Here is a 25703-nt window from a genome sequence, read left to right as displayed (position 1 = left end):
GCATGACATCGGAGATCCTGCGCCGCGCCCGGGAGTTGGCGCCGGTGCTGCGGGAGAGGGCCCCGGAGATCGAGGCCAACCGCACCCTGCCCGCCGAGGTGGTCGAACTGCTGCGCGGCACCGGCGTGTTCGGGATGTGCTTCGGCAACGAGTGGGGCGGCCCCGGGCTCACCTCGATGGAGCAGACCGAGGTGGTGGAGGTGCTCGCCCACGGCGACGCCTCGGCCGCCTGGTGCGCCGTGATCGGCGCCAACACCGGCATCTACGCCAACTTCCTGGACCAGACCGTGGCCAAGGAGGTCTTCTCCCGGCTCGACCTGGTGGTGGCCGGACTGCTCCAGCCCGCCGGCCGGGCCGAGCGGGTGCCCGGCGGTTTCCGGCTGAGCGGCCGCTGGTCGTTCGGCTCCGGGATCAAGCACGCCGACTGGGTGACCTCCGGCGCGTTCATCTTCCAGGACGGCGAGCCCTGGGCCGCTCCCGGCAGCAAGCACCGGCACGACTCCCGGCAGTTCCTGGTGCCCCGCGACCAGGTCGAGGTGATCGACAACTGGGACACCACCGGCCTGTGCGGCAGCGGCAGTTGCGACTACACGATGACCGAGGTGTTCGTGCCGGAGGAGCACACCTACACCTTCGCCACCGTGCACGGCCGCCCCGGCCCGCTGGCCCAGCCCGACTCCTTCACCCGGGCGATGTGCGGCGTCCCGCTCGGCGTGGCCCGCGCCGCCCTCGACCACGCCCGGGAGATCGCCACCACCCGCTACGACCGGATGGCCGGCCGGGCGTGGGCCGACAGCTGGCGCGTGCAGACCGAACTCGCGCGACTGGAGGCCGAGTTCAACGCCACTCGGGCGGGCGTGTACGGCAGCATGCGGCGCCAGTGGGAGGTGCTCGCGGCCGGCGGCACCCTCGACGACCTGACCCCGACCGAGCGCGTCGCCTCGCCGCTGTCCTGGCTGCACGCCTTCCGCAACTCCCGGGCCATCGTCGCCCGCACCTACGACCTGCTGCAGAGCTGGTCGATCAACCGCAGTTCGCCGATGGACCGCTGGCTGCGCGACACCACCGTGATGGCGCAGCACCTGGTCGCCCAGGACCGCATCCTGCAGTCCGCCGGAGCCTACCTGCTCGGCGGCACACCCGAGTTCGGCATCAGCCTCGGCATCGTCTGACCGCCAACCGCGCCGCGCGGCGCGGCCCAGGGGAGGGAACCCATGAGCAGACTCGTCCTTCTGGTCAACCCCAACAAGGTGCATCCGCCGATCGCCCCCTACGCGCTCGACGTGCTGACCACCGCACTGGAGACCGCCGGCTTCGAAGTGGAGGTCCTCGACCTGACCTTCCACCGGGAGGACTGGAAGACCTGCCTGAGCGAGTACTTCGCCCAGCGCAGCCCCATGCTGGTCGGGGTGACCGTCCGCAACACCGACACCGTCTACGCCTTCGAACAGCGCCCGTTCGTCGGCGAGCACCGGGAGATCATCACCGAGATCCGGCGGCTGACCGACGCGCCCGTGGTCGGCGGCGGGATCGGCTTCTCGACCATGCCGTTCGCCCTGGTCGAGTACTTCGGCATCGAGTACGGGGTGAAGGGCCCCGGCGAGAAGATCCTCTGCGAACTGGCCACCGCGCTGGCCGAGGGCCGCGACACCGCGGGCGTCGCCGGACTGATCCGCAACACCGAGCAGGGCGCCCGGCGGGTCCCGCCCGCGGTGCTCACCGTGCGCCACGGCGAGACCCAGGAGGTGGCCGCCACCGGGCAGTTCGAGCCCCGGGTGTGGCAGGTGGACCAGCTGTCGGTGTACCGCAGACGCTCCGGACAGCAGTACCGGGTGGACAACCTGGAGTACTACCGGCGCGGCGGCCTCGGCTCGATCCTCACCAAGAACGGCTGCGCGTACCGCTGTTCGCACTGCGTCGAACCGGACGCCAAGGGCATCCGCTACGGCCAGCGCGACATCCCCGCGGTGGTCGACGAGATGGAGGGACTGGCCGCCCAGGGCATCCTCGACCAGCACACCACCGACAGCGAGTTCAACCTCTCCATCGCCCACGCCAAGTCGCTGCTGCGGGAGATCGTCCGCCGTCGGCACGCCGACCCGGCCAACCCGCTGAACCGGCTGCGCCTGTGGGTCTACTGCCAGCCCAGCCCGTTCGACGAGGAGTTCGCCGACCTGCTGGCGGCGGCCGGCTGCCGCGGCGTCAACGTCGGCAGCGACCACATCCGCGCCGACGTGCTCAGCGGTTGGAAGGTCACCGAGAAGGGCGGCACCTACTACACATTCGCCGACACCGAGCGGCTGGTCCGGCTCTGCCACGAACGCGGCATCCTGACCATGGTGGAGGCGCTGTTCGGGATGCCCGGCGAGACCGTCGAGACCATGAAGGACTGCGTCGACGCCTTCATGGCGCTGGACGCCACCGTCACCGGCTTCTCGCTCGGCCTGCGGCTGTTCCCGTACACCCCGATGGGCATGGACTTCGCCGAGCGCTGCGACGGCGTGCGCACCGTCCCCGGCCTTCAGTCCAACACCGCGAGCGGCCCGATCGTGCTCAAGCCGCTGCGGCAGTGCGCCTCCCCGGCCGAGTACGAGCGGCAGTTCATGTTCGACGAGCACGGCAACTTCCGGCTGGTCTGCTACTTCTCGCCGGACCTGCTGCCCGACCCGGCCCGCGCCGCCGACCCCGAGGAGCGCTGGCACGGCGCGGTCACCGCGCTGTGGGACCTGGTCGACCCGGCCGAGCACTACCGGGTGATGCTGCCCACCGTCGAGGGCATGAGCGAGCACGACAACAACTACGCCGACAACCCGTTCCTCACCAGTCTCAGCGGCCTCGGCTACACCGGCGCGTTCTGGTCGCACTGGCGCAGCCGCGAGGAGATCCTGCGCAAGGCCCGGGAGGCAAGCTACGCCGAATGAAGCAGCCGTCCGCAGCCACCCGTCATACCGCCGGACGAGTGCGGTGAAACGATCAAAATCGGTATGACATTGAACACTTGAGGACGCTGTTTGACCCGACCATGATGACGCCACGGAATCATCACCGCCGGGTCGCCCTGTGTACCCACACATCCGCGCCTGCCCACCGACCACACATGTCACGAGGGGTAGATGAACCAGCACGGGAGTTCCGCGCCGCTGACCGTGCTCCTCGCCGACGTGCAGCCGGCCGTCCGACAGGGCGTGCGCGCGATGGTGGAGGCGTCCGGCGGGGTCGCGGTGGTCGGCGAGGCGAGCACCACCGGTGAGGTGCTCGCCGCCACCACCCGGCACCGTCCGGACGTCCTGGTCCTCGACCCGCTGATGGACGACGCCCCCGGCATGCGGATGATCACCCAGGTGGTCCGGCTCACCCCGGCGACCGGCGTGCTGGTCTTCAGCACCCTCGACGACGACAAGACCGTGGCCACCGCCTTCCACGCCGGCGCCCGCGGCTACCTGGTCAAACGCGCCACCGCCGACCAGATCCTGCGCGGCATCCACGCGGTGGGCGCCGGCGACGCGATCGTCGACCGCACCATCGCCGCCCGGCTCTGCACGCTGATCGGCGCCGCCCCGCGCATCGTGCGCAGCTACCCGTTCCCGCAACTCAGCGACCGTGAGCGCGAAGTGCTGGAACACCTCGCGGCCGGCCGGTCCACCACCGCGATCGCCCGCGAGCTCGAGCTCGCCTCCAAGACCATCAGCAACCGCCTGTCCAGCATCTTCGGCAAGCTCGGCGTCGCCGACCGCGCCCAGGCCATCGTCCTCGCCCGGGACGCCGGACTCGGCCTGCGCCGCGACTGACGCCTCGTCAACTCCGCCGCACGACCCACCGATCGGAGCCGAACCATGCCCGAAAGCACCCCGGGCGGCCTCGTCATCCGCCGCCAGGAACCCGACCAGCTCGAACGCGCCCACGGCCTCGACCTGAAGCTGCTGCACCCGTGGGACGGCCTCACCGCCCCCTTCCACGGCGCCTGGTGCGTGCTGCGCCCCGGCGACGTCACCGACGTCCACCAGCACTCCGAACGCGAGCTCTTCATCTGCATGTCCGGCCGCGGCGAGGTCCGCAACGCCGACGGCAGCCACCCCGTCGCCGCCGGCGACCTGGTGCAACTGCCCGCCGACCGCGACCACTCGGTCGCCAACCCGTACGACGAGGACTTCGCCTACTACGCCATCTGGTGGCAGGAGTGAACCCCCATCACCTGAACCCCCGCCAGATCGACTACGAGGGCCGCCGCTTCCACGCCCCCGACGGCGACCGGCGCACCGTCGCCGTCTACCACCAGCAGGGCGACCTGGTCTGGGGCGAGGTCGCCGGCGGCACCGTGCAGCGCGGCTGGACCGCCGGCACCCGCGAGGCCGACGGCACCCTCGCCATGGGCTACACCATCGTCTTCACCAGCGGCGAGGTGGTCTGCGGCCGCAGCCGCAACACCCCCTCGCTCACCGCCGACGGCCGGATCCGGCTGCACGAGCAGTGGGAGCGCTACGGCCCGCACGCCGCCCACGGCACCTCCACCATCGAGGAGATCACCGGATGACCGCCCCCGACTGGGCGCTGCTCGACAAACACACCACCGGCGCCCTGCTCCGCCCCGGCGAGGCCGGCTTCACCGAGTCCTCCACCCCCTTCAACCGCCGCTGGGCCGACCGCGCCCCCGCCGCCGTGCTGCGGGCGGCCGACCGCGCCGACGTGCTGCGCGCCGTCGACTGGGCCCGCGAGGCCCGCGTCCCGATCGTCCCACGCGGCGGCGGCCACTCCTACGCCGGACACTCCGTCAACACCGGCCTGGTGGTCGACCTGCGGGCGCTCGACGCGATCACCGTCGACCCCGGCACCGGCCGGGTCACCGTCGGCGGCGGCGTCCTCACCGGCGCCCTCTACGCCGCGCTGCGCCCGCACGGGCTCGCCCTGCCGCTCGGCAACGGCGCCGGCGTCGGCATCGCCGGGCTCGCCCTCGGCGGCGGCTCCGCCGCCACCTCCCGCCGCCTCGGCCTCACCGCCGACACCCTGCGCCACACCACCCTGGCCACCGCCGACGCCACCGCCCTGGACTGCGACGACCAGCGCAACCCGGACCTGTTCTGGGCCTGCCGGGGCGGCGGCGGAGGCAACTTCGGCATCAACCTCGACCTCACCTTCCAGGCCGTCGAAGCCCCCGCCGCCAGCACCTGCCTGCTGCTCTGGGACGCCGCCGACGCCCCCGCCGTCCTCGCCGCGGTGCAGCGGCTGATGCTCACCGCCCCCGAGCAGACCTCGCTGCGGCTCGGCGTCGCGGCCTCCCGGGCCGGCACCACGGTCTCCACCGTCGGCCTGCACCTCGGCCCCGCCGCCGAACTGCGCGAGCTGCTCGCCCCCGCGCTGGCCGCCGCCGCGCCGCTGCGCGCCGACATCGCCGACCGGGACTTCTGGGACGCCATGGACTACCTCCAGCACGAGACCAGCGCCGGGGCGTTCGCCGTCCGCACGCACTTCGCCACCGGCCCGCTGCCGCCCGAGGCGGTCGACGCCGTCCTCGCCCACCTGGCCGCCTGGCCCGGCAGCGACAACCCCGACGGCTGCGGCCTCGCCCTGTTCGGCTGGGGCGGCGCGATCAACCGGGTCGACCCGCACGCCACCGCCTTCGTCCACCGCGGCGCCGAGTTCCTGGTCAGCCTGGACACCTCCTGGCAGGAGGACGACGACCCCGCCGCGGTGGCCGCCCAGCTGGCCTGGCTGGCCGAGCTCGACCACCTGATCGTCCCGTACGCGATCGACGGGGCATACCTGAATTTCACCGACCCTGACCTGCGGGAATGGCGCACCGCCTACTACGGTGCGAACTACCCGCGGCTGGTGGCCGTCAAGCGCCGCCACGACCCGGACCAAGTGTTCAACTTCCCGCAGTCCATCGGCAGTTGACCATTAACCCCCGCCCGGCCCGCTGACCACCCGTCAGTTCCGCCGGCATGCCCGGAAGGACACCACCGTGTCGCCGCGTACCTCCCGCCCCCGGCACTACCTGATGTGCCGGCCGGCCCACTTCACCGTCGACTACTCCATCAACCCGTGGATGGACCCGGCGAAGCCCACCGACAACGGCGCGGCCCTCGCCCAGTGGGAGCAGCTGCACGCCCTCTTCACGAGCCTCGGCCACACCGTCGAGCTGATCGAGCCGCTCCCCGGCCTGCCCGACATGGTCTTCGCCGCCAACGGCGCCACCGTGGTCGACGGCAAGGTGCTGGTCGCCCGCTTCCGCTACCAGGAGCGGGTCGCCGAGGCCCCCGGCTACGCCGCGTGGTTCCGCGAGAACGGCTTCCAGGACGTCCGGCAGGCCGGGTTCACCAACGAGGGCGAGGGCGACCTGCTGGTCGTCGGCGACCGGATCCTGGCCGGCACCGGCTTCCGCACCGACCGCGAGGCGCACGCCGAGGCCGCCGAGTTCCTCGGCCGCGAGGTGGTCACCCTGGAGCTCGTCGACCCGCGCTACTACCACCTCGACACCGCGCTGGCCGTGCTCTCCGACACCGAGATCATGTACTACCCGGAGGCCTTCACCGCCGAGTCCCGGGCCGTCCTGGAGCGCCTCTACCCCGACGCGCTGCTCGCCACCGCCGCCGACGCCGGGGTCTTCGGCCTCAACGCGGTCTCCGACGGCAAGCACGTGATCCTGCCCGAGGCCGCCGTCGACCTGGCCGAGCGGCTGCGCGAGCGCGGCTTCACCCCGATCGGCGTCAACCTCACCGAACTGCTCCGGGCCGGCGGCAGCGTCAAGTGCTGCACCCTGGAGCTGCGCCGCTGAGGCGCCCCCGCGCGTGAAAGCCCCGGGCCCGCCGTTCGCACGGCGGGCCCGGGGCTTCAGCGGGTCAGGCTCAGACCAGGTCGAACCGGTCCAGGTCCATCACCTTGCTCCAGGCGGCGGCGAAGTCCTTGACGAACTTCTCCTTGGCGTCGTCCGAGGCGTACACCTCGGCCAGCGCCCGCAGCTCCGAGTTGGAGCCGAACACCAGGTCGGCCCGGGTGCCGGTCCACTTCACCGCACCGGAGGCGTCCCGGCCCTCGAAGGTGGTGGCGTCCGCGGAGACCGCCGACCACGCGACGTCCATGTCGAGCAGGTTGACGAAGAAGTCGTTGCTCAGGGTGCCCGGACGGTCGGTGAACACGCCGTGCTGCGAGCCGCCGTGGTTGGCGCCCAGCACCCGCAGGCCGCCGACCAGCACGGTCAGCTCGGGGGCGGACAGGTCCAGCAGGTTCGCCTTGTCGACCAGCAGGTACTCGGCCGGCAGCCGGGTGCCCTTGCCCAGGTAGTTGCGGAACCCGTCGGCCTGCGGCTCCAGCGCGGAGAACGACTCCACGTCGGTCTGGTCCTGCGCGGCGTCCACCCGGCCGGGGCTGAAGTCCACCACGACGTCCACGCCGCCGGCCCGCGCGGCCCGCTCGACCGCGGCGGTGCCCGCCAGCACGATCAGGTCGGCCAGCGAGACCTGCTTGCCGCCCGCCGCGTTGAAGGACTCCCGGACGCCCTCCAGCACCCGCAGCACCTGCGCCAGCTGCTCCGGGTCGTTGGCCTCCCAGCCGCGCTGCGGCTCCAGCCGCACCCGGGCGCCGTTGGCGCCGCCGCGCTTGTCCGAGCCGCGGAACGAGCTCGCCGAGGCCCAGGCCGCCGACACCAGCTGGGCGGTGGTCAGGTCGGTGGCGAGCACCTGCTCCTTGAGCGCCGCCACGTCGGCGTCGTCCAGCAGCTCACCCTCGCGGGCCGGCAGCGGGTCCTGCCACAGCAGCACCTCGGACGGCACCTCGGAACCGAGGTAGCGCGCCACCGGGCCCATGTCACGGTGGGTCAGCTTGTACCAGGCGCGGGCGAAGGCGTCCGCGAACTGCTCGGGGTGCTCGTAGAAGCGCCGCGAGATCGGCTCGTACACCGGGTCGAAGCGCAGCGACAGGTCGGTGGTGAGCATGGTCGGCAGGTGCTTCTTCGCCGGGTCGAAGGCGTCCGGCACGACCGCCTCGGCGTTCTTGGCCACCCACTGGTTGGCACCGGCCGGGCTCTGGGTGAGCTCGTACTCGTACTCGAAGAGGTTGTGGAAGAAGCCGTTGCTCCACTGGGTCGGCGTGGTGGTCCAGGTGACCTCGAGACCGGAGGTGATCGCGTCGCCGCCCTTGCCGGTGCGGTAGGTGCTCTTCCAGCCCAGGCCCTGCTCCTCCAGCGGCGCGCCCTCCGGGTCCGCCCCGACGTTCTCGGCCGGGCCGGCGCCGTGCGTCTTGCCGAAGGTGTGGCCGCCGGCGATCAGCGCGACGGTCTCCTCGTCGTTCATCGCCATCCGGCGGAAGGTCTCGCGGATGTCGCGGGCCGCGGCGATCGGGTCCGGGTTGCCGTTCGGGCCCTCCGGGTTGACGTAGATCAGGCCCATCTGGACGGCGCCCAGCGGCTCCTCCAGCTGGCGGTCGCCGGTGTAGCGCTCGTCGCCCAGCCAGGTGGTCTCCGGGCCCCAGTACACGTCCTCGTCGGGCTCCCAGACGTCGGCGCGGCCGCCGCCGAAGCCGAAGGTGTCGAAGCCCATGGTCTCCAGCGCGACGTTGCCCGCCAGGATCATCAGGTCGGCCCAGGAGAGGTTCTGGCCGTACTTCTTCTTCACCGGCCACAGCAGGCGGCGGGCCTTGTCCAGGTTGCCGTTGTCCGGCCAGCTGTTCAGCGGGGCGAAGCGCTGCTGACCGGCGCCCGCGCCGCCGCGGCCGTCGCTGATCCGGTAGGTGCCGGCGCTGTGCCAGGCCATCCGGATCATCAGCGGGCCGTAGTTGCCGAAGTCGGCCGGCCACCAGTCCTGCGAGGTGGTCAGCACCTCGGCGATGTCCCGCTTCACGGCCGGAAGGTCGAGGGCGCTGAACGCCGCGGCGTAGTCGAAGTCCCCGCCCAGCGGGTTCGCCACCGCCGGGTTCTTCGCCAGGATCTTCAGGTTGAGCCGGTTGGGCCACCACTGGCGGTTCCCGCCGCCCTGGGTCGGGTGAGCGGCGCGGCCGTGCACCACCGGGCAGCCGCCGGACCCCTCCTCCGTCTTCGCGTCGGTGACGATGGCGTCGTCGTTCTCAGGCATGGGAATCCCTCCGGATCAGGCGGATCACACTCTGCGCGGGCATTCGGGCGAATCGGTGGCCTTGGCTGTTCGCCGGAACCGATCCTAAGATAGACGAATTCTAAGTCAAGAAGTGGGTCAAACGGGTGGTGGTACCGCTCGGACCGGGGCGCGTCGCGGCGCCCTGTACAGTTCGGGCGTTCGTTGAGCTGAATGGGTGAACACATGAGTGACCTGCTGGAACGGCTGCGTGGCCGCGGCTGGCGGATGACCGCGCAGCGGCGGGTGGTGGCCGAGGTGCTGGACGGCGACCACGTCCACCTCACCGCGGACGAGGTGCACGCGCGCGCCGCGCAGCGCCTCCCGGAGATCTCCCGCGCCACCGTCTACAACACCCTCGGCGAACTGGTCACCCTCGGCGAGATCCTGGAGGTCGCCACCGACGGCCGGGCCAAGCGCTACGACCCCAACGCGCACCGCCCGCACCAGCACCTGGTCTGCTCCGCCTGCGGCACCATCCGGGACGTCCACCCCACCGGCGACCCGCTCGCCGCCCTCCCGGCCGCCGAACGCTTCGGCTTCGCCGTCGCCAGCGCCGAGGTCACCTACCGCGGCCTCTGCCCCGACTGCGCCTGACCGCCGACGCAGCCCCGCCCGCGTCAAGGGCGGGGTCCTCCGCGTCCGGGGCAGACAAAAACCGCAAGTCGCCTTCGCGACCTGCGGTTTCGTTTCCTGCTGGTGTCCGAGGGGGGACTTGAACCCCCACGCCCGATAAAGGGCACTAGCACCTCAAGCTAGCGCGTCTGCCATTCCGCCACCCGGACCGGTGGTGTTCACCTGGGGGCTTCCTTTCGGCTGCTCCCTGGCGACAGAGAGAACACTACCAGGCTCGCGGAGTGCTTCTCACCTGCGTTTTCGGGCCTGCGCGGGCCTCTCGGCGAGGGAACCGGGCATACCGGGGCAAGCGGGGCGAGCGGTGGCGCAATCCCGCTGGTCGGGGCCGTTGAACGGCCGTTCGGGCGACAGCAGTGGGCGGCGGGGGCGACTCGACCGGGCAGGAGGGTGCACAAGGGGCACGGAATCGGTCGGGAACCTTCACGACACGCGTAGTTCCAGTCCCGGTGCGGGTCACCGGCGGGTGCTCTCCTAGCCTCTGTGGACCAGGGAGCCTTGAGCGGAACGCCCGATTCCCGACAGACGCCGCCGGTCCGGGCCGGGCGGGCGAGCCTCCCGTCACCGCGTGAAGGGCGGCATGCCGTGGAGCAGAACGACAAGGTGACCGCCGACGCGGCGACCTGGTGGCCGGACCGGGACGCGGACCCGGGGCCGGGCCAGGGGGTGTGGCAGTTCTCGGCGGTCTCCAACGAGGCCTCGGTCCCGCGCACCCGGCACGCGGTGCGCGACCGGCTGCTGGCTCAGGGGATGGCGGGCGAGCGCTACCAGGAACTCGTCGACGACCTGCTGCTGATCGTCTCCGAGCTGGTCTCCAACGCGGTGACGCACGCCGCGGTGCTCTCCCCGGAGGTCACCTGCGAACTGGCCATCGGCCAGGGCTGGGTGCGGATCTCGGTGCTGGACGGCCACCCGTACCGGCCGAAGGCGCAGGAGAACGACCCCGCCAGACCCGGCGGACGGGGGCTGCTGCTGGTCAAGAGCGTCACCCTGCAGGCCGGCGGGGCCTGCGACGTGGAGCGCACCGACAGCGGCGGCAAGGTCATCTGGGCCACCCTCCCGCTACCCGGCCCGCGCGCCGCCGGGACCGGCCCCGCCGATCCCGACGACGACCCGGACTACTGACCGGCCGTCACCCCCGCGGCGTCACCAGTCCCGGCCGGCGATCTCCCGGATCCCGGGCAGCGCGGCCTCGAACACCGTGGTGAACCACACCGAGAACGGCTTCTGCGCCTGCAGCTCGCGCAGCTCCGCGGCGGTCACGAACCGGGTGTCCTCCACCTCGTCCGGGTCCGGCTCCAGGTCCGCGGTGACCAGCCCGACGAACAGGTGGTTCCACTCCCGCTCGATCAGCCCGGACGCCTCGTCGGGCAGGTCGTACCGGACGGTGCCGGCCTCGCAGAGCAGCGCCGGGGCGGCGCCCAGCTCCTCGGAGGTGCGGCGGGCGGCGGCGACGAACGGCTGCTCGCCGGGGTACGGGTGGCCGCAGCAGGTGTTCGACCAGACGCCGGGGGAGTGGTACTTGCCGAGCGCGCGGCGCTGCAGCAGCATCCGGCCCTGCCGGTCGAAGAGGAACACCGAGAAGGCCCGGTGCAGCCGGCCCGGCTGCTGGTGCGCCCAGAGCTTCTCGCCGGTCCCGATGGTGACGCCCTCGTCGTCCACCAGCTCCAGCAGGATCTCCCCGGGAGCGGAGGGGGAGGGTACGGAGAGCTCCGCCGCGGACAGGTCGGTCGGGCTGACAGCTGGACTCATGGGCTTGGGGCCCCTTTCGGCGCGTGGACCGGTGCCGTCGCCCGGGCCCGCTGGCCCGGTCCGCCCACCCGGTCCGGAGGTCGGCTGCACACCGCCGCGTCCCGGGCAGGCCGGTCCGGCGACGGCATCGGGGCCCAAGTCTGCCGTATGGCCCAGCGGCCCCGGGGGTCCGACGCACACGCGGGGGGCAGTCGACCGGATGACTGGCAAAAGTGTTCGGACCGCGATCATCCTGCGCCCAGCAACCGCCGCCGAGCGTTCACCCGGACGACCGCTGCCCGCGTCAGGGCGCGTTCTGGCAGGTCGCCGGGGTCGCCTACCATCTGTGGGACACGGCGGACCGCAGGCCGGCCCGCCCGGCGCGCCGCAGCCGCGGCCGCACGCAGGCCGCCCGGCGCCGCCCAGGCTCCGCGCGGCACCCGAGACTCAGGAGTCCCGCATGATCGGCCTCGTCCTGGCCGCCGGCGCCGGCCGTCGGCTCCGTCCGTACACCGACACCCTGCCCAAGGCACTGGTGCCGGTCGACGGGGACCGCACCGTGCTCGACCTGACGCTCGGGAACTTCGCCGAGGTCGGCCTGCGCGAGGCCGCGATCGTGGTCGGCTACCGCAAGGAGGCGGTGTACGACCGCAAGGACGCGCTGGAGCAGAAGTACGGCGTCAAGCTCACCCTGGTCGAGAACGACAAGGCCGAGGAGTGGAACAACGCCTACTCGCTGTGGTGCGCCCGCGACCTGTTCGGCGAGGGCCTGCTGCTGGCCAACGGCGACACCGTCCACCCCGCCTCGGTGCAGCGCACCATGCTGGACGGCAACGACCGGCGGATCAAGGAGGGCGCGGCCCCCGGCATCCTGCTCGCGCTGGACACCGTGAAGAAGCTCGCCGACGAGGAGATGAAGGTCGTCGTCGACCCCGCGCTCGGCATGCGCCGGATCACCAAGCTGATGGACCCGCTGGACGCCACCGGCGAGTACATCGGCGTCACCGTGATCAACCCGTCCGCCGCCGCCCCGCTCGCCGACGCGCTGCAGACGGTCTTCGAGCGCGACCCGCAGCTGTACTACGAGGACGGCTACCAGGAGATGGTCGACCGCGGCCTGCGCATCGACGTGCAGCCGATCGGCGAGGTCTCCTGGGTCGAGGTGGACAACCACGACGACCTGGCCAAGGCCCGGGAGATCGCGTGCCGGTACTGACCCGCCTGCTGCCGTCGCCGGTCTTCACCGAGATCCGGCCCGGCGCGCTGGACGCCCTCGGCGGCATCCTCGCCGACCAGCGGCTGTCCGCCGCCGGCCGGATCGCGATCGCGATCAGCGGCGGCTCCGGCGCCCTGCTGCGCGAGCGGCTGGAGCCCGCGCTGCCCGGCGCCGACTGGTACCAGGTCGCCGACGGGTCACTGGACAGTGCGGTCAAGCTGGCCGACGAGATCCGCCGGGGCCACTACGACGCCCTGGTCGGCCTCGGCGGCGGCAAGATCATCGACGCCGCCAAGTACGCCGCGGCGCGGGTCGGCCTGCCGGTGGTCGCGGTCGCCACCAACCTCGCCCACGACGGCATCTGCTCCCCGGTCTCCACCCTCGACAACGACGCCGGCCGCGGCTCCTACGGCGTGCCCAGCCCGATCGGCATCGTGGTCGACCTGGACGTGATCGCCAAGGCCCCGAAGCGCTTCGTCGCGGCCGGGATCGGCGACGTGGTCTCCAACATCTCGGCCTGCGCCGACTGGGAGCTCTCGCACACCGTCACCGGCGAGCCGATCGACGGCCTGGCCGTCGCGATGGCCCGCTCGGCCGGCGAGAACCTGCTCCGGCACCCGGGCAGCCTGGACGACCGGGACCTGCTGACACTGCTGGCGGAAGCCCTGGTACTGTCCGGCATCGCGATGAACATCGCGGGCAGCACCCGGCCCAGCTCGGGGGCCTGCCACGAGATCTCGCACGCCCTGGACGTGCTCCACCCCAAGCGGTCCGCGCAGCACGGCGAACAGGTCGGCCTCGGCGCGGCCTTCGCCAGCTTCCTGCGGGGCGAGCGGGAGTTGTCCGGACTGGTCGTGGAGCGCCTGCGCTTCCACAACCTGCCGGTGACCGCCGATCAGATCGGCTTCACCGAGGCGGAGTTCACCGAAGCGGTGCACTACGCTCCGAACACCAGACCGGGGCGCTTCACCATCCTGGAACACCTCGACCTCTCCCCCTCTGACATCAGGGACGCGTACGCCGACTATGTCCAAGCCGTCAACAGCTGAACGCCCTGCGGTGGACCTGACCCGCCGCCCCTCGATCGAGGAGCTGCGGGCGGTGATCCACCCCGAGGGCATGCTGCAGCGCCGCAGTGCCGAGCACTGGGCGGGCCGCCTGTACATGCGGAAGATCTCGCTGCGGATCACCCGGGTCCTCTCGACGGTCACCGCGATCACCCCCAACGGCCTGACCTACCTGATGATGGTCACCGGCATCCTGGCCGGCGCCGCCCTGATCGTCCCGGGCCTGACCGGCGCGATCCTCGGCGCCCTGCTGATCCAGGTCTACCTGCTGCTCGACTGCGTGGACGGCGAGGTCGCCCGCTGGCGCCGGCAGACCTCGCTCACCGGCGTCTACCTGGACCGGGTCGGCCACTACATGTCCGAGGCCGCGCTGCTCACCGGCCTCGGCCTGCGCGCCACCGACCTGTTCCACCGCGAGGGCAGCGCCGCCGCCTGGCAGTGGGCCTTCCTGGGCACCCTGGCCGCGCTCGGCGCGATCCTGATCAAGTCCGAGACCGACCTGGTCGACGTCGCCCGGGCCCGCTCCGGGCTGACCGCCGTCGAGGACAGCGCCTCGGTGCCGCGCTCGAACACCGTCGCCAAGGCCCGCCGGGCCGCCTCGCTGCTGAAGTTCCACCGCCTGGTCGGCGCGGTCGAGGCCTCGCTGTTCATCCTGGCCGCGGGCATCGCCGACGCGGTGCGCGGCGACCTGTTCTTCACCCGGCTCGCGGTCGTGGTGCTCGCCGCCATCGCGATGCTGCAGACCGTCCTGCACCTGCTCAGCATCGTCCTGTCCAGCAGGCTGCGATGAGCGACGGGTTCCGCCTCGGCGCGGTCATCATCACCATGGGCAACCGGCCCGCCGAGCTGACCGCCCTGATCGACTCGGTGCGCGCCCAGCAGGGCCCGTCGGTGGAACTCGCGGTGGTCGGCAACGGTGCCCCGCTGCCGCCGCTGCCGGAGGGCGTGCGCACCGCCGAGCTGCCGGAGAACCTCGGCATCCCCGGCGGCCGCAACGTCGGCATCGAGCTGTTCGGCCCGGACGGCCGGGACGTCGACGCGGTGCTCTTCCTGGACGACGACGGCCTGCTGCCGAACACCGACTCCGCGAAGCTGCTGCGCGAGGCGTTCACCGCCGACCCGGCGCTCGGCATCGTCTCGTTCCGGATCGCCGACCCGGAGACCGGCACCACCCAGCGCCGCCACGTCCCCCGGCTGCGCGCCAGCGACCCGCTGCGCGGCTCCCGGGTGACCACCTTCCTGGGCGGTGCCAGCGCGGTGCGCAGCGCGGTCTTCCCGCAGGCCGGGCAGCTGCCCGCGGAGTTCTTCTACGCCCACGAGGAGACCGACCTGGCCTGGCGGGCGCTGGACGCCGGCTGGTCGATCGACTACCGCCCGGACGTGGTGCTGTACCACCCGGCGACCTCCCCGGCCCGGCACGCCGCGTACTTCCACAACGTGGCCCGCAACCGCGTCTGGCTGGCCCGGCGGAACCTTCCGGCCCCGTTGGTGCCTCTCTACCTGGGGACCTGGTTCCTGCTCACGCTGGCCCGCCGCCCGTCCGGTGCGGCGCTCAAGGCGTGGCTGGGCGGGTTCCGGGCGGGCTGGAGCGAACCCTGCGGCCGGCGCCGGCCGATGCGCTGGTCCACGGTCTGGCGCTTGACCAGGCTCGGCAGACCGCCAATCATCTGATCGCAACCGATCGGCATCCCCCGTGCCGGCCGCGCGCAAACCCGTGATCCGTGTGGTTACACCCCGGTCCTCGGCCGTCTCCCCGGCGCAGGACGCGGGAACTCCCCTGAAGGACGAATGTGTCGACACTGAGTGACCCGGTCAACCTCTCCGCACCGAGGGGCACTGACGCGGGTCTGACCCCCAAGCAACTCGCGCAGAAGTACGGCCTGTCCGTGAGCGGCAAGCGGCCGAGCCTGCCGGAGTACGTGCGCCAGCTGTGGGCCCGCCGCGCCTTCATCGGCGCGTTCGCCACCGCCCGGCTGGTCGCGCAGTACACCACCGCGAAGCTCGGCCAGCTCTGGCAGGTGCTCACCCCGCTGCTCAACTGCGCGGTGTTCTACCTGGTCTTCGGTGTGATCATGCGCAGCCGCGACGGCGTGCCGGTCTACATCGCGTGGCTGTGCGTCGGCGTCTTCGTCTTCCAGTTCTCGCAGAGCGCGATCCAGGCCGGCACCCGGTCGATCTCCGACAACCTGGGCCTGATCCGGGCGCTGTACTTCCCGCGCGCCTGCCTGCCGATCGCCTTCACCGTGATCCAGCTCCAGCAGCTGCTGATCTCGATGGTGGTGCTGGTCGCGATCGTGCTGTTCAGCGGCGTGATGCCGGCGATGACCTGGTTCCTGATCATCCCCGCGCTGATCCTGCAGTCGCTGTTCAACACCGGCCTGGCCATGGTGATGGCCCGGATCGGCTCGAAGACCTCCGACATCTCGCAGCTGATGCCGTTCCTGCTGCGCACCTGGATGTACGTCTCCGGCGTCATGTACAGCGTCTCCGGCTACATCCAGAGCTGGCCGAAGATCTGGCAGACCGTCTACTCGTGGAACCCGGCGACGGTCTACATGGACCTGATGCGCTACGCGTTCATGCCGGACAGCTTCGACCCGAAGAAGTACCCGGGCGGCTACGACGCCTCCGGCCACCAGCTGCCCAAGGCGCTGATCCTGCCGGACCACATCTGGATCATGGCCGGTACCTGGGCGGTCGTCGCCTTCGTGCTCGGCTTCGTGTTCTTCTGGAAGGCGGAGGAGGAGTACGGCCGTGGCTGACGCAACTCTCAGTGAGGTCAAGGAGGCGACCCCGGTGGCGGTCGAGGAGACGCGCACGCCCACCGTGGTGGTGGACGACGTGCACATCGTCTACAAGGTGCACGGTGCGGGCGCCGGCAAGGGCAGCGCCACCTCGGCGCTGAGCCGGATCATCGCGCGCAAGAAGTCCCCGTCCATCCGCGAGGTGCACGCGGTTCGCGGGATCAGCTTCACCGCGTACAAGGGCGAGGCGGTCGGCCTGATCGGCTCGAACGGCTCCGGCAAGTCGACCATGCTGGCGGCCATCGCCGGCCTGCTGCCGACCGAGAAGGGCGCCATCTACACCAACGGCCAGCCCTCGCTGCTGGGCGTGAACGCGGCGCTGATGAACGACCTGACCGGCGAGCGCAACGTGGTGCTCGGCTGCCTGGCGATGGGCATGTCCCCGGCCGAGGTGCGCAAGCGCTACCAGGGCATCGTCGACTTCTCCGGCATCAACGAGAAGGGCGACTTCATCTCGCTGCCGATGCGCACCTACTCGTCCGGCATGGGCGCCCGCCTGCGGTTCTCCATCGCGGCGGCGAAGACCCACGACGTGCTGCTGATCGACGAGGCCCTCGCCACCGGCGACCAGGGCTTCCAGCAGCGCTCGAAGAAGCGGATCGACGAGCTGCGCAAGGCGGCGGGCACGGTCTTCCTGGTCAGCCACGACAACAACTCGATCCGCGAGGTCTGCGAGCGGACCATCTGGATCGAGCACGGCGAGATGGTGATGGACGGCCACACCGACGAGGTCGTCCGGCTGTACGAGAAGGGCGAGCGCCCCTGACCGGGGCGTCGCCGCCGGTCGCAGGGCCGGTGTCGGGGGGCTCGACCCCCTGGCACCGGCCCTGCGCCGTGCGGCGGGTGAAGTCGGGGCGACGGGAGCGTGTCCGAGGCCGCACGGCGGCCGGGAGCGGTGTAGAACGGGGGAGTGACAGCAGTGTCAGCTTCAACAAAATCAGATAACCAGACTGCCGCGGTGACACTGGAGAAGGCCGACCGGGAGAACTTCCCGGTCGCGCCCGGCTTCCTGCCCGCCGCCTGGCGGGACGACCTGATGGCGGTCTACGGCTTCGCCCGGCTGATCGACGACGCGGGCGACGGCGACCTCGCCGACCCGGCCGCGGTGGCCCGGCTGCTGGACGTGGCCGGCGACCCGGCCGACGACGGCTTCCGGCCGGCCCTGCTGGACGGCCTGGAGCGCGACCTCGACCGCGCCTTCGCCACCGCGCTGGCCGACCCCGGTCCGGGCGACACCGTCCCGGGCGCGGCCGTCCTGGGCGGAACCGTGCTGGGCACCGCCTCCGGCGAGCCCCGCCACCCGCTGATGCGCGCGCTGGTCCCGCTGATCGAGCGGCACGCCGTCACCCCCGAGCCGTTCCGCCGGCTGATCGAGGCCAACCGGGTGGACCAGACCACCACCCGCTACCCCGAGTACGCCGACCTGCTGCACTACTGCACCCTCTCCGCCGACCCGGTCGGCCGCCTGGTGCTCGCCCTGGCCGGCCGTGCCACGCCCGAGCGGATCGAGCTCTCCGACGCGATCTGCACCGCGCTGCAGATCGTCGAGCACCTGCAGGACGTCGCCGAGGACCTCGGCCGCGGCCGGATCTACCTCCCGCAGGAGGACCTCGTCGCGTTCGGCGTCACCGAGGACGACCTCGCCGCGCCCACCGCCTCCCGCGGGGTGCGCCAACTGGTCGCCTGGGAGGCGAGCCGGGCCCGGACCCTGCTCGACCGCGGAGCGCCGCTGGTGGGTACGGTTCACGGGAGGCTCCGACTGCTGCTGGCGGGATTCACCGCCGGCGGGTACGCGGCCCTGGACGCCATCGCGGCAGCCGGGTACGACGTACTCGCCCACCAGGCGAAGCCCGACAAGCGCCGCCTGGCGATCCGGGCGGCGGCACTCTTCGCGAAGGGAAGGTGAGCGCCCGCGTGGGGGCATCACCACTGGCGTCCGCGCCGGTCATGGCGGCCTACCGCTACTGCGAGGCGGTCACCGCCCTGCAGGCGCGCAACTTCAGCTACGGCATCCGCCTGCTGCCGGAGGCCAAGCGGCTCGCGATGTCCGCGCTGTACGCGCTGGCCCGCCGGGTCGACGACATCGGCGACGGCGAACTGCCGGCGGAGCAGAAGGCCGAGGCGCTGGGCCGCACCCGCGCCCTGCTGGAGGAGGTCCGCTCCGGCGCGGTCGGCGAGGACGACACCGACCCGATCAAGGTCGCGCTGGCCGACGCCGCCCGCCGCTTCCCGATCCCGCTCAGCGGCTTCGACGAGCTGATCGACGGCGTGGAGATGGACCTCAAGGGCGTCGAGTACGGCACCTACGACGAGCTCAAGGTGTACTGCCGCTGCGTGGCCGGCTCGATCGGCCGCCTCTCGCTCGGCGTCTACGGCTGCGAGGACTGGGAGCGCGGCGCCGAGTACGCCGACACCCTGGGCCTCGCGCTGCAGCTCACCAACATCCTGCGCGACGTCCGCGAGGACGCCCTGAACGGCCGCACCTACCTGCCCACCGAGGATCTGGTCCGGTTCGGCTGCCAGCAGGGCTTCGCCCTCCCGGAGCTGCCGGTCGGCGCAGACTTCACCGGCCTGGTCGCCTTCGAGGCCGACCGCGCCCAGCGCGCCTTCGAGGAGGGCCTGCGGCTGCTGCCGATGCTGGACCGCCGCAGCCGCGCCGCCACCGCCGCGATGGCCGGCATCTACCACCGCCTGCTCGGCCGGATCGCCGCCGATCCGCACTCCGTGCTGCGCGGCCGGGTGTCCCTGCCGGGCTGGGAGAAGGCGTACGTGGCACTGTCCGGGCTCGCCGGAGGGCGTTCTTGATTCTCAAGCCAGTTATGTCACGCTGTGTCAACAGGGAATCACGACACCGGTGCCCCTTGTTGTTCCCGCAGACCGCCGCGACCAGGGGGGAGAGCCGATGACCACGCCGACGCGTGACCGGCAGCCCTCCGCGCTGGTGGTCGGCGGCGGCCTGGCCGGCATCACCGCCGCCCTCCGGCTCGCCGAGGCCGGCCACCGCACCACCCTGCTGGAGGCCCGCCCCCGGCTCGGCGGGCTGGCCTTCTCGTTCCGCCGCGGCGAGCTGACCGTCGACAACGGCCAGCACGTCTACCTGCGCTGCTGCACCGCCTACCGCGGCCTGGTCGACCGGCTCGGCGCTAACGCCCTGGTCGACCTGCAGCCCCGGCTGGACGTCCCGGTGCTCGGCCTGGCCGCCGACGGCACCCGCACCCTCGGCCGGCTGCGCCGCGCCCAGCTGCCCGTCCCGCTGCACCTGGCCGCCAGCCTCGCCACCTACCCGCACCTGAGCCCCGCCGACCGCCTCCGGGTGGTGCGCGGGGCGCTCGCGCTGCAGCGGCTCGACCTCGACGACCCGGCGCTCGACGACCTCTCCTTCGGTGACTGGCTGCGACGGCACGGCCAGACCCCGGCCACCGTCGAGGCGGTCTGGGACCTCGTCGGCATCGCCACCCTGAACGCCACCGCCGACCGCACCTCGATGGCGCTCGCCGCCAAGGTGTTCAAGACCGGCCTGCTCTCCGACCCCGGCGCCGCCGACATCGGCATGGCCGCCGTCCCGCTCGGCGAGATCCACCACGACCGGGCGCTGGCCGAGCTCGAACGGGCCGGGGTGCGGGTCATGCTGCGCACCAAGGCCGCCGAGCTGAAGGCCGCCGAACCCCACGCCGTCCGGCTGGAGGGCGGCGAGCTGCTCACCGCCGACACCGTGGTGCTGGCCGGCGCCCAGGACACCGCCGCCGCGCTGCTGCCGCCCGGCGCGATCCCGCAGCAGCAGCGGCTCGCCGAGTTCGGCACCGCGCCGATCCTCAACGTGCACGTGGTCTACGACCGCAAGCTGCTGCGCCGCCCGTTCTTCGCCGCGCTCGGCTCCCCGGTGCAGTTCGTCTTCGACCGCACCGCGCACTCCGGGCTGGCCGTCCCCGGCGCCCAGTACCTGGCGGTCTCGCAGTCCGCCGCCGAGGACGAGATCGACCTGCCGGTCGCCGAGCTGCGCGCGCGCTACCTGCCGGAGCTGGAGCGGCTGCTGCCCGCCGCCCGCGAAGCGCGGGTGCTGGACTTCTTCGTCACCCGGGAGCGCACCGCCACCTTCGACCCCGCGCCCGGCACCGCCCGGTTGCGCCCGGGCGCGCGCACGGGCATGCCGGGCGTGCTGCTCGCCGGGTCCTGGACCGCCACCGGCTGGCCCGCGACCATGGAGGGCGCGGTGCGCAGCGGCCACGCGGCGGCCGACGCCGCCCTGGCGGGCACCGGTTGGCTCCCGGAGGACCGCGGCGACGGGCGGTGGCCCCGATGACGCCCCCGTCCCCCCACCCCCCGACCACCGAGATCGCATCCGGCCGGCCGCCCGTCGCGGCCGGGCCGACGTACCGAGAGGGAACGCACGTGGAGGCTCGCACCGGCGCGACGGTCAAGGACACCCCGACGGTCCTGGACCTGCTGGCGCGCGGACGCACGCTCTGCACGCCGCCGATGCGGGCGGCCGTCGCCCGTCTGGCGGCACCGATGGACGGCGTGGCGGCCTACCACTTCGGCTGGATCGACCGCGACGGCCGCCCGGCGGCCGGTGACGGCGGCAAGGCGGTCCGCCCGGCGCTGGCGCTGCTGTCCGCCGAAGCGGTGGGTGCGGACGCACGGGTGGGCGTACCGGGCGGCGTGTCGGTGGAGCTGGTGCACAACTTTTCCCTCCTCCATGATGATCTGATGGACGGAGACGAGACGCGGCGGCACCGGGCCACCGCGTGGACGGTGTTCGGTCCGGCGCAGGCCATCCTGGTCGGCGACGCGCTGGCCACCCTCGGCACCGAGGTCCTGCTGGACGCCGCGGTGACCGGCGGGGCCGACCCGGCGGACGCCGCGCGCGCCGTCCGCTTGATCACCACCGCCACCCGGCGGTTGATCGACGGCCAGGCACTGGACGTCTCGTTCGAACAGCGCGACGCGGTCACGGTCGAGGAGTGCCTCGCCATGGAGGGCGGCAAGACCGGCGCCCTGCTGGCGGCCTCCGCGGCGATCGGCGCGGTGCTGGCCGGTGCCGACGACCGGGTCTCCGACGCGCTCCAGCGGTACGGCTACCACCTGGGCCTGGCCTTCCAGGCGGTGGACGACCTGCTGGGCATCTGGGGTGCCACCGAGGTGACCGGCAAGCCGCACTGGAGCGACCTCCAGTCGCGGAAGAAGTCGCTCCCGGTGTGCGCCGCACTGGCCGAGGGGGGCGCCGCCTCCCGCGAGCTGGCCGCACAGCTGGCCGACCCGGTCGGCCGCGGCGAGGAGAGCGAGCAGCGGCTCGCCGCCCGCGCCGCACTGATCGAGCAGGCCGGCGGCCGGGCCTGGACACAGGAGGAAGCCCGCCGCCAGTACGACACCGCCCTCGCCGCGCTCGGCGAGGTCCCCATGGCCGACGAGGTGCGCGAGCACTTCGTCGCACTCGCCGAATTCGTGGTGGTCCGAGAGAGGTGACCAGAGGTGACAGCAACCGCGGGCGGACGGCTTGATCCCCAAGCTCCAGTTGCAGTAACACGATCTGACGATTCCTCAACCGCGGCGGCGCTCAGCCGCGCCACCGCACACCTGCTGTCACTGCAGCACGCCGACGGCTGGTGGAAGGGCGACCTGGAGACCAACGTCACCATGGACGCCGAAGACCTGCTGCTGCGCCAGTTCCTGGGCATCCGCACCGAGGAGCAGACCCGGGCCACCGCGGCCTGGATCCGCTCCCGGCAGCGGGAGGACGGCACCTGGGCGACCTTCCACGGCGGCCCGCCGGAGCTGTCCACCACGGTGGAGGCGTACGTCGCCCTGCGCCTCGCCGGGGACGCCGCCGGAGCCCCGCACATGCAGGCCGCCGCCGAGTACGTCCGCCGCTCCGGCGGGATCGCCGCCGCCCGGGTGTTCACCCGGATCTGGCTGGCGCTGTTCGGCTGGTGGCCCTGGGAGCGGCTGCCGGAGCTGCCGCCCGAGGTGCTGTTCCTGCCCAGCTGGGCGCCGCTGAACATCTACTCCTTCGGCCAGTGGGCCCGGCAGACCATCGTCCCGCTCACCGTGGTCTCCGCGCACCGCCCGGTCCGCCCGGCCCCCTTCGACCTGGCCGAGCTGCACACCGACCCGGCGAATCCTTTCCCCGCCCAGCCGCTGGCCCCCGCGCACACCTGGGACGGCCTGTTCCAGCGGCTCGACCAGCTGATGCACCGCTACCACCGGCACGCCATCAAGCCGGTCCGCCGCCTCGCGCTGCGGCAGGCCGCCGCCTGGATCATCGAACGGCAGGAGGCGGACGGCTGCTGGGGCGGCATCCAGCCCCCGGCGGTGTACTCGCTGATCGCGCTGCGGCTGATGGGCTACCAGCTCGACCACCCCGTGATGAAGGCCGGGCTGGCCGCCTTCGAGGGCTTCACCGTGCACACCCAGCAGGGCGAGCGCTGGCTGGAGGCCTGCCAGTCCCCGGTCTGGGACACCTGCCTGGCCACCATCGCGCTGCGCGACGCCGGACTGCCCGGCGACCACCCGGCGCTGGTCCGGGCCGGCGAGTGGATGCTCGGCGAGGAGATCACCACCCGCGGCGACTGGTCCGTCAAGCGCCCCCGGCTCGCCCCCGGCGGCTGGGCCTTCGAGTTCCAGAACGACACCTACCCGGACGTCGACGACACCGCCGAGGTGGTGCTCGCACTGCGCCGGGTCCACCACCCCGACCCCGACCGGCTGGCCGGCGCGGTGGAACGCGCGGTCGGCTGGAACCTCGGCATGCAGTCCAAGGACGGCGCCTGGGGCGCGTTCGACGCCGACAACACCAGCAAGCTCCCCAACAAGCTGCCGTTCTGCGACTTCGGCGAGGTGATCGACCCGCCCTCCGCGGACGTCACCGCCCACGTGGTGGAGATGCTCGCCGAGGCGGGCCTGACCAGCGACCCGCGCACCCGGCGCGGCGTCGCCTGGCTGCTGCGCAACCAGGAGGCCGACGGCTCCTGGTTCGGCCGCTGGGGCACCAACTACATCTACGGCACCGGCTCGGTGGTACCCGCCCTGGTCGCGGCCGGCCTCACCCCCGGCCACCCGGCGATCCGCCGGGCCGTCGACTGGCTGGCCAGCCGGCAGAACCCGGACGGCGGCTGGGGCGAGGACATGCGCTCCTACGAGGACCCGGCCACCTGGGCCGGCCGCGGCGAGTCCACCGCCTCGCAGACCGCCTGGGCGCTGATGGCGCTGCTCGCGGCCGGCGAGCGCGACTCCGACCAGGTCCAGCGCGGCCTCGCCTGGCTGGTGGCCACCCAGCGCCCCGACGGAACCTGGGACGAACCGCAGTTCACCGGCACCGGCTTCCCCTGGGACTTCTCCATCAACTACCACCTCTACCGGCTGGTCTTCCCGGTCACCGCGCTCGGCCGCTACGTGCACGACAGCCCGCTCGGCCGGAGCGGGCGATGACCGCCCCGCTGCTGGTGCTCTGCGCGCTCGGCCCGGAGGCCTGGGCGCTGCGCGGCGGCGACTGGTCCGGCGCGGCCGGCGGCCACCCGGTGCTGGCCCGCACCGGCATGGGCCGCCGCCGGGCCCGCACCAGGGCCGCGGGCCTGCTCGCCACCGGCGGGTACGGGGCGCTGGTGGTGGCCGGGTTCGGCGCCGCGCTCGGCCCCGGCATCCGGCCCGGCGAGGTGATCGTCGCGGACCGGGTCACCGACCCGGAGGGCGGCGACCACCCGCTGGACTCGGCGCCCGCCCTGGCCACCGCGCTGGAGGAGGCCGGCCTGCGCGCCCACCTGGGCGCCCACCACACCGCCGACCACGTGGTGCGCGGCCCCGAGCGCGGCCTGCTGTACGCCGCCGGGGCGCTGGCCGTCGACATGGAGGCCGCCGCCGTGCTCGCCGCCCGCGCCGCCCTCGCCCCGCAACTGCCCGCCGCGGTGCTGCGCATCGTGGTCGACACCCCCGAACGGGAACTGATCCGCCCCGGCACCCTGCCGGCCGGCGTCCGCGCCTGGCGGACGCTGCGGGCCGCCGTTCCCGCCCTGACCGCGTGGCACCGGCAGACCGCCGCCACGCCGCACGAGCTGACGAACCCACAGCCCTCGACGCTCCCTCAGGAGGCGAGCTAAGCCATGGCCATGCCGCTGCGTCAGACCATCCGCGTATCCACCTACCTCATGGAGCAGAAACTGCGCCGCCGGGACAAGTTCCCGCTGATCGTCGAGCTGGAGCCGCTGTTCGCCTGCAACCTGAAGTGCGAGGGCTGCGGCAAGATCCAGCACCCCGCGGGTGTCCTCAAGCAGCGGATGCCGGTCGCCCAGGCGGTCGGCGCGGTCCTGGAGTGCGGGGCCCCGATGGTCTCCATCGCGGGCGGCGAGCCGCTGATGCACCCGCAGATCGACGAGATCGTCCGGCAGCTGGTGGCCCGCCGCAAGTACATCTTCCTGTGCACCAACGCGCTGCTGCTGCGCAAGAACCTCGACAAGTTCACCCCTTCGCCGTATTTCACCTTCGCGGTTCACATCGACGGCCTGCGCGAGCGGCACGACGCCTCGGTGGCCAAGGAGGGCACCTTCGACGAGGCGGTGGAGGCGATCAAGGAGGCCAAGCGGCGCGGCTTCCGGGTCACCACCAACTCGACCTTCTTCAACACCGACACCCCGCAGACCGTGATCGAGGTCCTGGACTTCCTGAACGACGAGCTGAAGGTCGACGAGATGATGATCTCCCCGGCCTACGCCTACGAGAAGGCCCCCGACCAGGAGCACTTCCTCGGCGTCGAGCAGACCCGCGAGCTCTTCCGCAAGTCCTTCGGCGGCGGCAACCGCCGGCGCTGGCGCCTCAACCACAGCCCGCTCTTCCTGGACTTCCTGGAGGGCAAGGTCGACTTCGAGTGCACCGCCTGGGGCATCCCCAACTACTCGCTGTTCGGCTGGCAGCGCCCCTGCTACCTGATGTCCGACGGCTACGTCCCCACCTACCGCGAGCTGATCGAGAAGACCGACTGGGACAAGTACGGCCGCGGCCGCGACCCGCGCTGCGAGAACTGCATGGCCCACTGCGGCTACGAGCCCACCGCCGTCCTCGCCACCATGGGCTCCCTCAAGGAGTCCATCCGCGCCGCCCGCGAGACCCTCGCCGCCCCCAAGGCCTGACCCCCCGTCACCGGGCCGCCCGCCACGTCGCGGGCGGCCGGGTGTCGACAGGCGAC

Annotated in this window: 24 protein-coding genes and 1 tRNA gene; 22 read left to right on the top strand and 3 right to left on the bottom strand. The window is 72.6% G+C overall.

Annotated elements, in window-relative coordinates; genetic code table 11:
- The first annotated feature begins 2 nt into the window (after positions 1–2).
- From AB0K51_RS16325 to ddaH, 7 genes are all read left to right on the top strand, one after another.
- On the top strand, positions 3–1172 hold the full coding sequence (locus tag AB0K51_RS16325) for an acyl-CoA dehydrogenase family protein (RefSeq protein ID WP_363455034.1): 1170 nt from the start codon (positions 3–5) through the stop codon (positions 1170–1172).
- Positions 1173–1214: 42 nt separating this feature from the next.
- Positions 1215–2921 (top strand): tryptophan 2-C-methyltransferase, encoded by a 1707-nt coding sequence (gene tsrT, locus AB0K51_RS16320; RefSeq protein WP_363455031.1) that lies wholly within the window; start codon positions 1215–1217, stop codon positions 2919–2921.
- A gap of 192 nt (positions 2922–3113) precedes the next feature.
- Entirely contained in the window at positions 3114–3788 is a 675-nt protein-coding gene (locus AB0K51_RS16315; RefSeq protein WP_363455028.1) for a response regulator transcription factor, read from the top strand.
- A 45-nt stretch (positions 3789–3833) separates the two neighbouring features.
- The gene (locus tag AB0K51_RS16310) at positions 3834–4181 is read left to right on the top strand and encodes a cupin domain-containing protein (protein ID WP_363455025.1); all 348 of its coding nucleotides are present in this window, start codon (positions 3834–3836) and stop codon (positions 4179–4181) included.
- Entirely contained in the window at positions 4178–4531 is a 354-nt protein-coding gene (locus tag AB0K51_RS16305; RefSeq protein ID WP_363455022.1) for a hypothetical protein, read from the top strand. The genes AB0K51_RS16310 and AB0K51_RS16305 overlap by 4 nt, the downstream gene beginning before the upstream one ends.
- Positions 4528–5892 carry an FAD-dependent oxidoreductase gene (locus AB0K51_RS16300; protein ID WP_363455019.1) on the top strand — a complete coding sequence of 455 codons (1365 nt, stop codon included), beginning with the start codon at positions 4528–4530 and terminating at the stop codon, positions 5890–5892. The genes AB0K51_RS16305 and AB0K51_RS16300 overlap by 4 nt, the downstream gene beginning before the upstream one ends.
- A 22-nt stretch (positions 5893–5914) precedes the next feature.
- Complete coding sequence (ddaH, locus tag AB0K51_RS16295; protein ID WP_363455126.1) at positions 5915–6772, top strand: dimethylargininase; 858 nt, start codon at positions 5915–5917, stop codon at positions 6770–6772.
- A 70-nt stretch (positions 6773–6842) separates the two neighbouring features.
- Here ddaH and katG read toward each other — a convergent pair whose 3' ends face one another.
- Positions 6843–9062, bottom strand: a complete 2220-nt coding sequence (gene katG / locus AB0K51_RS16290; RefSeq protein WP_363455016.1) for a catalase/peroxidase HPI — start codon at positions 9060–9062, stop codon at positions 6843–6845.
- A 204-nt stretch (positions 9063–9266) separates the two neighbouring features.
- Between katG and AB0K51_RS16285 the strand changes: the two genes are divergently transcribed.
- Positions 9267–9677 (top strand): Fur family transcriptional regulator, encoded by a 411-nt coding sequence (locus AB0K51_RS16285; RefSeq protein WP_363455014.1) that lies wholly within the window; start codon positions 9267–9269, stop codon positions 9675–9677.
- Between the two features lie 100 nt (positions 9678–9777).
- Here AB0K51_RS16285 and AB0K51_RS16280 read toward each other — a convergent pair.
- Positions 9778–9865, bottom strand: a tRNA-Leu gene (locus tag AB0K51_RS16280).
- A 433-nt stretch (positions 9866–10298) separates the two neighbouring features.
- Here AB0K51_RS16280 and AB0K51_RS16275 point away from each other — a divergent pair.
- A complete protein-coding gene (locus AB0K51_RS16275; protein WP_363455011.1) occupies positions 10299–10838 on the top strand; it encodes an ATP-binding protein in 540 nt (179 codons plus the stop codon).
- A 21-nt stretch (positions 10839–10859) separates the two neighbouring features.
- Here AB0K51_RS16275 and idi read toward each other — a convergent pair whose 3' ends face one another.
- Positions 10860–11465 (bottom strand): isopentenyl-diphosphate Delta-isomerase, encoded by a 606-nt coding sequence (gene idi, locus AB0K51_RS16270; protein WP_363455008.1) that lies wholly within the window; start codon positions 11463–11465, stop codon positions 10860–10862.
- A 439-nt stretch (positions 11466–11904) separates the two neighbouring features.
- Here idi and AB0K51_RS16265 point away from each other — a divergent pair, with 439 nt between their 5' ends.
- The 13 genes from AB0K51_RS16265 to hpnH all read left to right on the top strand — a co-directional run bounded on the left by AB0K51_RS16265 (position 11905) and on the right by hpnH (position 25647).
- Positions 11905–12660 carry a phosphocholine cytidylyltransferase family protein gene (locus tag AB0K51_RS16265; RefSeq protein ID WP_363455005.1) on the top strand — a complete coding sequence of 252 codons (756 nt, stop codon included), beginning with the start codon at positions 11905–11907 and terminating at the stop codon, positions 12658–12660.
- A complete protein-coding gene (locus tag AB0K51_RS16260; protein ID WP_363455002.1) occupies positions 12648–13709 on the top strand; it encodes an iron-containing alcohol dehydrogenase family protein in 1062 nt (353 codons plus the stop codon). The genes AB0K51_RS16265 and AB0K51_RS16260 overlap by 13 nt, the downstream gene beginning before the upstream one ends.
- 70 nt (positions 13710–13779) lie before the next feature.
- Entirely contained in the window at positions 13780–14517 is a 738-nt protein-coding gene (locus AB0K51_RS16255; RefSeq protein WP_363455124.1) for a CDP-alcohol phosphatidyltransferase family protein, read from the top strand.
- Positions 14514–15398 (top strand): glycosyltransferase, encoded by an 885-nt coding sequence (locus tag AB0K51_RS16250; RefSeq protein ID WP_363454999.1) that lies wholly within the window; start codon positions 14514–14516, stop codon positions 15396–15398. The genes AB0K51_RS16255 and AB0K51_RS16250 overlap by 4 nt, the downstream gene beginning before the upstream one ends.
- 119 nt (positions 15399–15517) lie before the next feature.
- On the top strand, positions 15518–16489 hold the full coding sequence (locus AB0K51_RS16245) for an ABC transporter permease (protein WP_363454996.1): 972 nt from the start codon (positions 15518–15520) through the stop codon (positions 16487–16489).
- Positions 16482–17297, top strand: coding sequence for an ABC transporter ATP-binding protein (locus AB0K51_RS16240; RefSeq protein WP_363454993.1), 816 nt, complete (start codon positions 16482–16484; stop codon positions 17295–17297). The genes AB0K51_RS16245 and AB0K51_RS16240 overlap by 8 nt, the downstream gene beginning before the upstream one ends.
- 153 nt (positions 17298–17450) lie before the next feature.
- The gene (hpnC, locus tag AB0K51_RS16235; protein ID WP_363454991.1) at positions 17451–18437 is read left to right on the top strand and encodes a squalene synthase HpnC; all 987 of its coding nucleotides are present in this window, start codon (positions 17451–17453) and stop codon (positions 18435–18437) included.
- A 41-nt stretch (positions 18438–18478) separates the two neighbouring features.
- Positions 18479–19336, top strand: a complete 858-nt coding sequence (gene hpnD / locus AB0K51_RS16230; RefSeq protein ID WP_363455121.1) for a presqualene diphosphate synthase HpnD — start codon at positions 18479–18481, stop codon at positions 19334–19336.
- A 97-nt stretch (positions 19337–19433) separates the two neighbouring features.
- Positions 19434–20831, top strand: coding sequence for a hydroxysqualene dehydroxylase HpnE (gene hpnE / locus AB0K51_RS16225; protein WP_363454988.1), 1398 nt, complete (start codon positions 19434–19436; stop codon positions 20829–20831).
- Positions 20832–20920: 89 nt separating this feature from the next.
- Entirely contained in the window at positions 20921–21994 is a 1074-nt protein-coding gene (locus tag AB0K51_RS16220; protein WP_363454986.1) for a polyprenyl synthetase family protein, read from the top strand.
- A 6-nt stretch (positions 21995–22000) separates the two neighbouring features.
- Positions 22001–23956 carry a squalene--hopene cyclase gene (gene shc / locus AB0K51_RS16215; RefSeq protein WP_363454983.1) on the top strand — a complete coding sequence of 652 codons (1956 nt, stop codon included), beginning with the start codon at positions 22001–22003 and terminating at the stop codon, positions 23954–23956.
- A complete protein-coding gene (locus AB0K51_RS16210; protein WP_363454980.1) occupies positions 23953–24621 on the top strand; it encodes a 1-hydroxy-2-methyl-2-butenyl 4-diphosphate reductase in 669 nt (222 codons plus the stop codon). Before shc ends, AB0K51_RS16210 begins: the two co-directional genes overlap by 4 nt.
- A 3-nt stretch (positions 24622–24624) precedes the next feature.
- Complete coding sequence (gene hpnH, locus AB0K51_RS16205; RefSeq protein WP_363454978.1) at positions 24625–25647, top strand: adenosyl-hopene transferase HpnH; 1023 nt, start codon at positions 24625–24627, stop codon at positions 25645–25647.
- Positions 25648–25703: the final 56 nt, after the last annotated feature.

It is taken from the genome of Kitasatospora sp. NPDC049285, from assembly GCF_040678815.1.
In the GTDB taxonomy this organism is placed as follows: domain Bacteria; phylum Actinomycetota; class Actinomycetes; order Streptomycetales; family Streptomycetaceae; genus Kitasatospora.
This window is presented reverse-complemented; position numbering and strand designations above follow the sequence as displayed.

Excerpts from the sequence above, each read along its gene's own strand:
- AB0K51_RS16265 (WP_363455005.1), top strand. The coding sequence starts at position 11,905 with ATGATCGGCCTCGTCCTGGCCGCCGGCGCCGGCCGTCGGCTCCGTCCG.
- AB0K51_RS16300 (WP_363455019.1), top strand. The coding sequence starts at position 4,528 with ATGACCGCCCCCGACTGGGCGCTGCTCGACAAACACACCACCGGCGCC.
- AB0K51_RS16285 (WP_363455014.1), top strand. The coding sequence starts at position 9,267 with ATGAGTGACCTGCTGGAACGGCTGCGTGGCCGCGGCTGGCGGATGACC.
- AB0K51_RS16255 (WP_363455124.1), top strand. The coding sequence starts at position 13,780 with ATGCTGCAGCGCCGCAGTGCCGAGCACTGGGCGGGCCGCCTGTACATG.
- hpnD (WP_363455121.1), top strand. The coding sequence starts at position 18,479 with ATGGCGGCCTACCGCTACTGCGAGGCGGTCACCGCCCTGCAGGCGCGC.
- AB0K51_RS16315 (WP_363455028.1), top strand. The coding sequence starts at position 3,114 with ATGAACCAGCACGGGAGTTCCGCGCCGCTGACCGTGCTCCTCGCCGAC.
- AB0K51_RS16250 (WP_363454999.1), top strand. The coding sequence starts at position 14,514 with ATGAGCGACGGGTTCCGCCTCGGCGCGGTCATCATCACCATGGGCAAC.
- idi (WP_363455008.1), bottom strand. The coding sequence starts at position 11,465 with ATGAGTCCAGCTGTCAGCCCGACCGACCTGTCCGCGGCGGAGCTCTCC.
- hpnH (WP_363454978.1), top strand. The coding sequence starts at position 24,625 with ATGGCCATGCCGCTGCGTCAGACCATCCGCGTATCCACCTACCTCATG.
- AB0K51_RS16325 (WP_363455034.1), top strand. The coding sequence starts at position 3 with ATGACATCGGAGATCCTGCGCCGCGCCCGGGAGTTGGCGCCGGTGCTG.
- tsrT (WP_363455031.1), top strand. The coding sequence starts at position 1,215 with ATGAGCAGACTCGTCCTTCTGGTCAACCCCAACAAGGTGCATCCGCCG.
- AB0K51_RS16210 (WP_363454980.1), top strand. The coding sequence starts at position 23,953 with ATGACCGCCCCGCTGCTGGTGCTCTGCGCGCTCGGCCCGGAGGCCTGG.
- katG (WP_363455016.1), bottom strand. The coding sequence starts at position 9,062 with ATGCCTGAGAACGACGACGCCATCGTCACCGACGCGAAGACGGAGGAG.
- hpnE (WP_363454988.1), top strand. The coding sequence starts at position 19,434 with ATGACCACGCCGACGCGTGACCGGCAGCCCTCCGCGCTGGTGGTCGGC.
- AB0K51_RS16310 (WP_363455025.1), top strand. The coding sequence starts at position 3,834 with ATGCCCGAAAGCACCCCGGGCGGCCTCGTCATCCGCCGCCAGGAACCC.